6 protein-coding genes, 2 tRNA genes and 3 rRNA genes are annotated in these 11644 nt (G+C 40.8%); all 11 read left to right on the top strand.

Going from position 1 to position 11644, the window contains the following annotated elements; genetic code table 11:
- Nucleotides 1-45: 45 nt before the first annotated feature.
- Complete coding sequence (murI, locus tag GYM75_RS10890; protein WP_220215964.1) at nucleotides 46-870, top strand: glutamate racemase; 825 nt, start codon at nucleotides 46-48, stop codon at nucleotides 868-870.
- Nucleotides 871-1236: 366 nt separating this feature from the next.
- A 16S ribosomal RNA gene (locus GYM75_RS10885) occupies nucleotides 1237-2774 on the top strand.
- 55 nt (nucleotides 2775-2829) lie between these two features.
- Nucleotides 2830-2906: transfer RNA gene (locus GYM75_RS10880), tRNA-Ile, on the top strand.
- A 50-nt stretch (nucleotides 2907-2956) separates the two neighbouring features.
- Nucleotides 2957-3032: transfer RNA gene (locus tag GYM75_RS10875), tRNA-Ala, on the top strand.
- Nucleotides 3033-3234: 202 nt separating this feature from the next.
- Nucleotides 3235-6134 (top strand): 23S ribosomal RNA (locus GYM75_RS10870).
- A gap of 148 nt (nucleotides 6135-6282) precedes the next feature.
- Nucleotides 6283-6398 (top strand): 5S ribosomal RNA (gene rrf / locus GYM75_RS10865).
- The 16S, 23S and 5S rRNA genes sit together here with 2 tRNA genes alongside, the layout of an rRNA operon.
- 423 nt (nucleotides 6399-6821) lie before the next feature.
- A complete protein-coding gene (gene rppH / locus GYM75_RS10860) occupies nucleotides 6822-7391 on the top strand; it encodes an RNA pyrophosphohydrolase (protein WP_220215963.1) in 570 nt (189 codons plus the stop codon).
- Entirely contained in the window at nucleotides 7388-8257 is an 870-nt protein-coding gene (lgt, locus tag GYM75_RS10855; RefSeq protein WP_220215962.1) for a prolipoprotein diacylglyceryl transferase, read from the top strand. The genes rppH and lgt overlap by 4 nt, the downstream gene beginning before the upstream one ends.
- Nucleotides 8254-9048: a thymidylate synthase gene (thyA, locus tag GYM75_RS10850; RefSeq protein WP_220215961.1), complete on the top strand. Its 795-nt coding sequence runs from the start codon at nucleotides 8254-8256 to the stop codon at nucleotides 9046-9048. Before lgt ends, thyA begins: the two co-directional genes overlap by 4 nt.
- A gap of 229 nt (nucleotides 9049-9277) precedes the next feature.
- On the top strand, nucleotides 9278-10228 hold the full coding sequence (locus GYM75_RS10845) for a Kdo(2)-lipid IV(A) acyltransferase (RefSeq protein ID WP_220215960.1): 951 nt from the start codon (nucleotides 9278-9280) through the stop codon (nucleotides 10226-10228).
- Nucleotides 10229-10274: 46 nt separating this feature from the next.
- A complete protein-coding gene (rlmM, locus tag GYM75_RS10840) occupies nucleotides 10275-11357 on the top strand; it encodes a 23S rRNA (cytidine(2498)-2'-O)-methyltransferase RlmM (RefSeq protein ID WP_220215959.1) in 1083 nt (360 codons plus the stop codon).
- Nucleotides 11358-11644 lie beyond the last annotated feature (287 nt).

Below are 11644 nucleotides of genomic sequence, written 5' to 3'. Positions count from 1 at the left end.
TAGTCCTCGTTTTTATTTATCTGTTAGCTAAACATCATAAAAAATATGAAAATAAAAAATACAACACCTACAGTGCTAGTGTTTGATTCCGGTATTGGTGGATTATCGGTATATAACGAAATTTATAAGCAGATGCCGAATCTACATTATATTTATGCATTTGATAATGAAATGTTTCCCTACGGCGATAAGTCGTCCGAATTTCTTATTGATAGAGTCAACTCTATTATAGAACATATTTCAAACAATTATTTAATAGATATAGCTGTGATTGCATGCAATACTGCAAGTACTATTTGTTTACCAAGCTTAAGATCAAAATTTTCTTTTCCTATTGTTGGCGTTGTTCCTGCGATTAAACCAGCTTGCCAAATTACCCAAAATAAATGTATTGGCCTTTTGGCAACAAAGGCAACCATTGAACGCGCCTACACTACAAATCTAATTCAAGAATTTGCAACTGACTGTACAGTTAAACTACTTGGGTTATCTGAACTTGCAATAATTGCAGAAAATAAATTACAAGGTATCGGCGTAGATATAAATCAATTACAGACATTACTCGCTCCGTGGCTTTCTGGCCCTATTATACCCGACACCATTGTATTAGGTTGTACGCATTATCCATTTATTAAAGAAGAGTTAGAAATACTTTTTCCTAATACCACTTTTATTGATTCAGGAAATGCTATTGCTGCGCGAGTTTATAATTTACTAAACGAACAATTTGATTTAGATACGATAAACACTCAATCTAATGAGAATATTGTAATAAGTACTAACTATAATAAACATGTTGAAAAACTAGCTGATAATTTAGTCAAATATAATCTTAATAAATATCAATCCATTAATATTTTATGTGCTTAAAGCTTGCTCGAACGGTGTAAAGATCGTTTTTTTTCGCTTGTAAAAAAAAATGAAGTGCCTATAATGCGCATCCACTGACACGGCGTCAGCGAAAGCAGGCGGTAAAAGAGGTTAGTGAGCAGGATCAAAAATTTTGAAAAAAGATCTTGACGAATAAAAAGGTGTAGCGTAGTATACGCAGCCCTTGAGACAGTAAAAGCGAAAGCAAAAAATACTGTCAGCTCTTTAAAAAGAAGAAACAGACAATCTGTGTGGGCACTTGCGAGACGAAAGATAAAGTCTACGGACTCAAAAAATTAAGTCTTGATAAGTGACACTGAAGATTCATTTGAATATGTCAGAAACAGTTATTGAGCATCAAACTTTAAATTGAAGAGTTTGATCATGGCTCAGATTGAACGCTGGCGGCAGGCTTAACACATGCAAGTCGAACGGTAACATGAGTGCTTGCACTTGATGACGAGTGGCGGACGGGTGAGTAAAGTATGGGGATCTGCCAAATGGAGGGGGACAACAGTTGGAAACGACTGCTAATACCGCATAAAGTTGAGAGACCAAAGTACGGTTCCGAAAGGACGTGCGCCATTTGATGAACCCATATGGGATTAGCTAGTTGGTGGGGTAAAGGCTCACCAAGGCGACGATCTCTAGCTGGTCTGAGAGGATGACCAGCCACACTGGAACTGAGACACGGTCCAGACTCCTACGGGAGGCAGCAGTGGGGAATATTGCACAATGGGGGGAACCCTGATGCAGCCATGCCGCGTGTATGAAGAAGGCCTTCGGGTTGTAAAGTACTTTCGGTAGTGAGGAAGTTGTGTGTATGAAAAGTGCATGCAGTTGACGTTAGCTACAGAAGAAGCACCGGCTAACTCCGTGCCAGCAGCCGCGGTAATACGGAGGGTGCGAGCGTTAATCGGAATGACTGGGCGTAAAGGGCATGTAGGCGGATAATTAAGTTAGGTGTGAAAGCCCCGGGCTCAACCTGGGAATTGCACTTAAAACTGGTTATCTGGAGTATTGTAGAGGAAGGTAGAATTCCACGTGTAGCGGTGAAATGCGTAGAGATGTGGAGGAATACCGGTGGCGAAGGCGGCCTTCTGGACAGATACTGACGCTGAGATGCGAAAGCGTGGGGAGCAAACAGGATTAGATACCCTGGTAGTCCACGCTGTAAACGATGTCGATTTGGAGTTTGTTGCCCTGAGTGATGGGCTCCGAAGCTAACGCGATAAATCGACCGCCTGGGGAGTACGGCCGCAAGGTTAAAACTCAAATGAATTGACGGGGGCCCGCACAAGCGGTGGAGCATGTGGTTTAATTCGATGCAACGCGAAGAACCTTACCTGGTCTTGACATCCACAGAATCTGGCAGAGATGCTGGAGTGCCTTCGGGAACTGTGAGACAGGTGCTGCATGGCTGTCGTCAGCTCGTGTTGTGAAATGTTGGGTTAAGTCCCGCAACGAGCGCAACCCTTATCCTTTGTTGCCATCGATTAGGTCGGGAACTCAAAGGAGACTGCCGTTGATAAAGCGGAGGAAGGTGGGGACGACGTCAAGTCATCATGGCCCTTACGACCAGGGCTACACACGTGCTACAATGGCGTATACAAAGGGAGGCGACCTCGCGAGAGCAAGCGGACCTCAGAAAGTACGTCTAAGTCCGGATTGGAGTCTGCAACTCGACTCCATGAAGTCGGAATCGCTAGTAATCGTGAATCAGAATGTCACGGTGAATACGTTCCCGGGCCTTGTACACACCGCCCGTCACACCATGGGAGTGGGTTGCACCAGAAGTAGATAGCTTAACCTTCGGGAGGGCGTTTACCACGGTGTGATTCATGACTGGGGTGAAGTCGTAACAAGGTAACCGTAGGGGAACCTGCGGTTGGATCACCTCCTTACGAAGCGCTCGTAAGTGTTCACACAGATTGTTTGTTTAGAAAGAGTCACTTTATTGGGTCTGTAGCTCAGGTGGTTAGAGCGCACCCCTGATAAGGGTGAGGTCGGTGGTTCAAGTCCACTCAGACCCACCAATTCAACGGCATTGAGCGGAAGTTTGAGGCGTTGAAGAAGTGAAAACAATGGGGCTATAGCTCAGCTGGGAGAGCGCCTGCCTTGCACGCAGGAGGCCAGCGGTTCGATCCCGCTTAGCTCCACCATTAAAGCCGTCTCTTTTGAATTAAATTATGTTTGTATTTACTTATATGAGTAAATAGAAAGATAAAGCTCTTTAACAATTAGGAACAAGCTGAAAGAAACGAGTTCTCGTTTTTACGGAAGGCATTGATACGAAAGTATGGATGTTATGAAGTAGAAAAGAGAAAAAAGCGTAATAGAAACCAAGACAACTGTGAGTTGTAAGGTTAAGAAATTAAGCGTACACGGTGGATGCCTAGGCAATCAGAGGCGAAGAAGGACGTGTTAATCTGCGAAAAGCGACGGTGAGCTGATAAAAGGCGTTATAGCCGTCGATGTCCGAATGGGGAAACCCAGTGCAGGTGACTGCACTATCATCTGATGAATACATAGTCAGATGAGGCGAACCGGGAGAACTGAAACATCTAAGTACCCCGAGGAAAAGAAATCAACCGAGATTCCCCTAGTAGCGGCGAGCGAAAGGGGAGGAGCCCAAAGCGGGTAGCATAATGTATCAGTGGAAGCGTCTGGAAAGTCGCACGATAGAGGGTGAAAGTCCCGTACACGAAGGTGGATTATGTGGAAGCTTGAAGAGTAGGGCGGGACACGTGATATCCTGTCTGAAGATGGGGGGACCATCCTCCAAGGCTAAATACTCCTGATTGACCGATAGTGAACCAGTACCGTGAGGGAAAGGCGAAAAGAACCCCGGGAGGGGAGTGAAATAGACCCTGAAACCGTGTACGTACAATCAGTGGGAGCATGTACCGTTGGGTATGTGTGACTGCGTACCTTTTGTATAATGGGTCAGCGACTTATATTCTGTAGCAAGGTTAACCGAATAGGGGAGCCGAAGGGAAACCGAGTATTAACTGTGCGTTAAGTTGCAGGGTATAGACCCGAAACCCGGTGATCTAGCCATGGGCAGGTTGAAGGTTGGTTAACACTAACTGGAGGACCGAACCGACTAATGTTGAAAAATTAGCGGATGACCTGTGGCTGGGGGTGAAAGGCCAATCAAACCGGGAGATAGCTGGTTCTCCCCGAAAGCTATTTAGGTAGCGCCTCATGTATAACTGTTGGGGGTAGAGCACTGTTTCGGCTAGGGGGCCATCCCGGCTTACCAACCCGATGCAAACTCCGAATACTGACAAGTTTAATCATGGGAGACACACGGCGGGTGCTAACGTTCGTCGTGAAGAGGGAAACAACCCAGACCGCCAGCTAAGGTCCCCAAGTCATAGTTAAGTGGGAAACGAAGTGGGAAGGCTTAGACAGCTAGGATGTTGGCTTAGAAGCAGCCATCATTTAAAGAAAGCGTAATAGCTCACTAGTCGAGTCGGCCTGCGCGGAAGATGTAACGGGGCTAAAACTATGCACCGAAGCTGCGGCAGTGCACGCAAGTGTATTGGGTAGGGGAGCGTTCTGTAAGCCGTAGAAGGTGTGTTGTGAGGCATGCTGGAGGTATCAGAAGTGCGAATGCTGACATAAGTAACGATAAAGCGGGTGAAAAGCCCGCTCGCCGGAAGACCAAGGGTTCCTGTCCAACGTTAATCGGGGCAGGGTGAGTCGACCCCTAAGGAGAGGCCGAAGGGCGTATCTGATGGGAAACGGGTTAATATTCCCGTACTGGCTATAACTGCGATGGGGGGACGAAGAAGGCTAGGTTTACCACCTATTGGATGGTGGGTTAAGCGTGTAGGGGTGTGATTAGGCAAATCCGGTCACTGAGACCCTGAGGCGTGATGACGAGCTACTAAGGTAGTGAAGTAATTGATGCCCTGCTTCCAGGAAAATCCTCTAAGCTTCAGGTTATAGTTAATCGTACCCGAAACCGACACAGGTGGTCAGGTAGAGAATACTCAGGCGCTTGAGAGAACTCGGGTGAAGGAACTAGGCAAAATGGTGCCGTAACTTCGGGAGAAGGCACGCTGATGGTAATTGAAGTCCCGTGCGGATGGAGGTGAAATCAGTCGAAGATACCAGCTGGCTGCAACTGTTTAATAAAAACACAGCACTGTGCAAACACGAAAGTGGACGTATACGGTGTGACGCCTGCCCGGTGCTGGAAGGTTAATTGATGGGGTTATGCGTAAGCAGAAGCTCTTGATCGAAGCCCCAGTAAACGGCGGCCGTAACTATAACGGTCCTAAGGTAGCGAAATTCCTTGTCGGGTAAGTTCCGACCTGCACGAATGGCGTAATGATGGCCAGGCTGTCTCCACCCGAGACTCAGTGAAATTGAAATCGCCGTGAAGATGCGGTGTACCCGTGGCAAGACGGAAAGACCCCGTGAACCTTTACTATAGCTTGACAGTGAACATTGAGCCTTAATGTGTAGGATAGGTGGGAGACTTTGAAGCATGCACGCCAGTGTGTGTGGAGTCGACCTTGAAATACCACCCTTTAATGTTTGATGTTCTAACCTATACTTCTGAATCGAGGTAAGGGACACTGTCTGGTGGGTAGTTTGACTGGGGCGGTCTCCTCCCAAAGAGTAACGGAGGAGCACGAAGGTTAGCTAATCCTGGTCGGACATCAGGAGGTTAGTGCAATGGCAAAAGCTAGCTTGACTGCGAGAGTGACGGCTCGAGCAGGTACGAAAGTAGGTCATAGTGATCCGGTGGTTCTGAATGGAAGGGCCATCGCTCAACGGATAAAAGGTACTCCGGGGATAACAGGCTGATACCGCCCAAGAGTTCATATCGACGGCGGTGTTTGGCACCTCGATGTCGGCTCATCACATCCTGGGGCTGAAGTAGGTCCCAAGGGTACGGCTGTTCGCCGTTTAAAGTGGTACGCGAGCTGGGTTTAGAACGTCGTGAGACAGTTCGGTCCCTATCTGCCATGGGCGTAGGAAAATTGAGAGGGTTTGCTTCTAGTACGAGAGGACCGAAGTGAACGCACCGCTGGTGTACGGGTTGTGATGCCAATTGCATTGCCCGGTAGCTACGTGCGGAATAGATAAGTGCTGAAAGCATCTAAGTACGAAACTAGCCTCGAGATGAGTTTTCCCTGATGAGAATCAGTAAGGTCCGTTTGAGACTAAGACGTAGATAGGTCAGGTGTGTAAGTGTAGTGATACATTGAGCTAACTGATACTAATGAACCGAGAGTCTTAACCTTACAACTCGGAGTTGTTTTGGATACGCGAGAGAGAAGAGAAAATCGTCGAAAGATGGTTAAAGAATGTAGAAACAGTTTGTTCCGGATTGAGGAATTGATGTAAAGATGAGATAATGTACATCAATAGAGAAAGAGAAGACAGGATATGTCTGGCGGTAATAGCGCGGTGGTCCCACCTGACCCCATGCCGAACTCAGAAGTGAAACGCCGTAGTGCCGATGGTAGTGTGGGTATTACCCATGTGAGAGTAGGGTGCCGCCAGACTTTTAAATAAGTGCGAGAGCCCAGCAGAGATGCTGGGCTTTTTTGCTATCTATGGTTTAACAGTTTTCAACTAAAACGATACTTCATTTACTGTCTATACTTTAGTAAATAATCAACTCTAACAAAACATGCAAATTAGTCTTAATTTTCATAAAAAATAATATCATTGTTTTTCCATCATATGCCTAATATTCAATTAGTTGTTTTAATATAATTTAACAATCATTTAACTTATCAGAATTCTAAATTAATTTATAATTTTATGGATTTAAAAATAGTTTTTGTAAAATATAAAACTGCTATAAATGGTTAAAACTAATCTTTTTAATAACATATTTCTCGGATAATATCATTTTTCTATTTATTTATTGTTGTATGTATGAAACAATTTAGTTATATGAAATAGATTTTTTGAGGTAGTCAGTGATTGACAATGATGGCTACCGTCCGAATGTAGGAATAGTTATTTGTAATCGTCAAGGACAAGTATTATGGGCTCGTCGTTACGGGCAGAATTCTTGGCAATTTCCTCAGGGCGGAATAAAACCAAATGAGACGCCTGAACAGGCAATGTTTCGTGAATTAAATGAAGAAGTAGGGTTACTTCCAAGAGATGTAAAAATTATATCTTCAACTAACGGTTGGCTCAGGTACAAATTACCCAAACGGATGATTCGATGGGAAAATCAACCAGTTTGTATAGGACAGAAGCAAAAATGGTTTTTGTTAGAATTATTATCAGATATTTCTGTTATTAATTTAAATGTTTCTGCTACACCTGAATTCGATGACTGGAAATGGGTTAGCTATTGGTATCCTATTAGACAAGTTATAGCGTTCAAACGGGATGTATATAGAAAAGCGATGAAAGAATTTTCGCTACCAGTATTTGCTATACAATCGGATGTTGAGTGTCCAACAACTAATAATATTAAAAAACGATCAAATTCCTTTGTTCATAAACGAAAAAATAAACAGCGTAATAAAAAATGAATCAATATTTACAATTTCCTAATTTCGATCCAGTTGCTTTTTCAATTGGCCCTATCTCTTTGCATTGGTATGGTGCAATGTATTTATTTGGTGTACTTGGAGCGCTTTATTTAGCTAAGCGTAGAGCTAAAAAACCTAACAGTCAATGGACTGCAGAACAAGTTGAAAATCTTCTTTTTTGGGGATTTTTAGGGCTATTTATTGGGGGACGATTAGGTTACGTTTTATTTTATAACTTCGATGCATTCACAAAAGATCCTATAACTTTATTTAGAGTTTGGGAAGGAGGAATGTCATTTCATGGTGGTTTGATTGGTGCAATTTGTGTAATTGCTATTTTTGCTAAAAGAAATAATAAAACATTTATGCAAGTCGCCGATTTTGTAGCACCATTAGTGCCAATCGGTTTGATGTTTGGGCGTTTTGGAAATTTTATCAATGGCGAACTCTGGGGACGTGTAACTAATTCATCAATTGGAATGCTGTTTCCTACATCTTCACATGCAGATTTTATGTTTGTCCAATCACATCCTGAGTGGCAAAAACTCTATACTGAATTGAATGGTATGCTTCCAAGACATCCTTCACAATTATATGAAATGTTTTTTGAGGGAATTGTTTTATTTATCATTTTAAATCTGTTTATTCGAAAACCGAGACCAACAGCAGCAGTATCTGGATTATTTTTATTGTGCTATGGTCTATTTAGATTTGTTATTGAATTCTATAGACAACCTGATGAACAATTAGGCTTATTTTTCAACATCATTAGTATGGGACAAATTTTATGTCTACCTATGATACTAGGTGGTGCTTTAATTATGTTATATGCATATCGATTTAATCAAAAAGCGAGAAATTCATGAAACAATATTTAGACCTGATGAAAACAATCTTAAATGAGGGTACGCCTAAATCAGATCGAACAGGAACGGGTACGTTATCAATTTTTGGTTATCAAATGAGGTTTGATTTGCAAAAAGGATTTCCATTGGTAACAACAAAAAAATGTCATTTACGTTCAATTATTCATGAATTACTTTGGTTTTTAAAGGGTGATACCAATATCAAATATTTACAAGATAATAAAGTGACCATATGGGATGAATGGGCGGATAAGAATGGCGACTTAGGGCCTGTTTATGGTAAACAGTGGCGAGCATGGGGAACCGCTGACGGTAGGCAAGTCGATCAAATATCGCAATTAATTCAACAAATCAAAACAGATCCCGATTCTAGACGTATGATTGTTTCTGCATGGAATGTAGGAGAGTTAGATCAAATGGCATTAGCGCCATGTCATGCTTTTTTCCAATTTTATGTTGCAAATGGAAAATTATCATGCCAACTTTATCAGCGTTCATGTGATGTATTTTTAGGCTTACCATTTAATATTGCAAGCTATTCATTGTTAGTACATATGATTGCTCAACAATGTGATCTTGAAGTGGGGGATTTTGTTTGGACGGGTGGCGATACCCATTTATATTCAAATCATATGGAACAAACGCATTTACAGTTGAGTCGAGAACCACGAGCTTTACCAAAGCTTAAAATTAGACGTAAGCCACCAACAATTTTTGATTACGAATTTGAAGATTTTGAAATTGTTGATTATGACCCTTATCCAGCTATTAAAGCACCTGTTGCGGTTTGATTGGTATTAAAAATTTTAACTGATTTAGTTTATAAAAACTAAATTGTCTTACAAATATGTGGGGATAGCTCAATTAATCCCCAATTTCTATTTCTAACCATCTTATTAATAAATAATGGCAACTAGTCATAAATATCTGGGTTAAGGCTAAGCTTGATTTTTCTGCCACCAAAACCAAGATATGGTATATAATAGTTTACTTTGTTATTAATAATAACTTACTTTTTATATGAGTCAAAATCAGGAAATTCGCCCAGTCTTTACTAAGCACCTTTTACATCCACGTTATTGGTTGACGTGGTTTGGAATTGGTCTTTTGTATCTTATCGTATTATTGCCATACCCAATTATTTATCAATTAGGTAAAGGATTGGGGTTGATATCAATGAAATTAATTGGCAAACGTAAAGAAACAGCAAGACAGAATCTAAAGCTCTGTTTTCCAGATAAATCACAGCAAGAACGTGATCGGTTGTTACGTGAAAATTTTATATCAACTGGTTTAGCAATTTTTGAAACTGGCATGGCTTGGTTTTGGTCAAATAAGCGACTGGCTAAGCAGTCTTCAATTGTTGGGGATTCACATATTACAGAAATTCAACAGGCTGGCAAAGGTGTATTACTGATCGGTATCCATTTTCTAACCTTAGAATTAGGTGCACGTATTTTGGGTATGAGTCATCCAGGGGTAGGTGTATATCGTCCGAATGACAATCCCGTTATGGATTATGTTCAGCTAAAAGGACGTTTAAAATCAAATAAATACATGTTAGATAGATATAATACGAAAGGTATGATTCGTGCATTAAAAAAAGGAGAGTTACTTTGGTATGCACCTGATCATGATTATGGTCCTAAAAATAGCGTATTTGCACCTTTCTTTTCCGTGGAAAAAGCTGCAACGACGATAGGTACGCGCATTTTGGTTAAACTTGGTCAACCTGCAATCATCCCTTTTACCCCAAAACGTGAAAAAAATGGGCATTATACTGTTTATGTTACGCCTCAGCTTAGTGATTTTCCTATGGATGATGATGTGCAAGCTGCAACCTTTATGAATAAAGCCATAGAACAAGAAATTTTAAAAGCACCAGAACAGTATATGTGGTTGCATCGAAGATTTAAAACACGTCCAAAAGGTGAAGCACCGTTATATACCAATAGTGTACAATCTGACTAATAAAGCTATTTTTTAAGGTATTAGAAAAAAGAGTTAAAGAAATAATATGCAAAAATTAAATAAGATTATTCTCTATTGTCGCATTGGTTTTGAAAAAGAGTGTGCTGCTGAAATCACAGATAGAGCAGCTCAAAAAGGGATCTTTGGGTTTGCTAAAGCCCAAGACAACAGTGGTTATGTTGTCTTTGAATGCTATCAAACCGGTGATGCCCAAGAGTTAATCAAAGAATTACCTTTTAGAACACTTATATTTGCACGTCAAATGTTTGTTTCAGGGGATCTATTAGTTGATTTGCCAACAGATGATCGCATTACCCCAATTGTTGAAGCGTTAACAGGGTGTATTGACAAAGCTGGCGATTTAAGGGTAGAAGTGGCTGATACCAATGAGGGTAAAGAGTTGGCTGGTTTTTGCCGAAAATTTACTGTTCCACTTCGTCAAACCTTGAGAAATAAACGGATTTTATTAAAGATTCAAAATCCAGCTCGTCCAGTCATTCATGTATTATTTATTAATAATCATAGTTGTTATGTCGGTTATTCACTAAGCGGAAATAATTCACCGTTTTACATGGGGATACCTCGGTTAAAATTTCCTGCTGATGCCCCAAGTCGTTCTACATTAAAACTTGAAGAAGCTTTTCATATTTTTATTCCCTATGAAGAGTGGGATGAAAGGCTAAAAGGTGGAGTAAATGCTGTTGATTTAGGCGCTTGTCCTGGTGGATGGACATATCAGCTTGTTAAACGAAGTATGATGGTTTATGCCGTAGATAATGGTCCAATGGATGCAAAGCTTATGGAAACCGGACAAGTTAAACATTTTCGCGAAGATGGCTTTAAATTTATGCCTAAAAAGCATAACATCTATTGGTTAGTTTGTGACATGGTTGAAAAACCGTCAAAAGTAACAGAATTAATTGCTAAATGGCTTATCAATGGGTGGTGTCGAGAGACAATTTTTAATCTTAAATTACCCATGAAGAAACGTTATGAAGAAGTAAAACAAAATTTACAATTACTCAATAACATTCTAAATAACAATCAGATTAATGTTCAAATTCAAGCTAAACAGCTTTATCATGATCGAGAAGAAATTACGGTTCATGTACAACGAATTTGGGGATAAAAAATCCTTGAACGTAAGAACTAATATATAACACGATCTTTATTAGTATTATTTATGAAATATATAATGTTTCATAAATAATGATAACTGTTTTGTTTTGCTGTTAAACTGTCTAAATTTAATAATTAAAAAATTGATTATTTAAAATATGACGATATTTTTGGAAGGTACGTATTATCCATATATCAAGTCATAAGTTTAAAATTTTTATAGTGGCGCATTTGATAATGATCAATCAATGCTAGTTGCAAATGCCATTCAAACATTCTTGCATAGATGACTTTAAT

This window comes from Gilliamella sp. ESL0441 (assembly GCF_019469185.1).
Lineage (GTDB): Bacteria > Pseudomonadota > Gammaproteobacteria > Enterobacterales > Orbaceae > Gilliamella.
The sequence above is the reverse complement of the archived record's forward strand: the minus strand, read 5'-3'. Positions and strand labels throughout refer to the sequence as shown.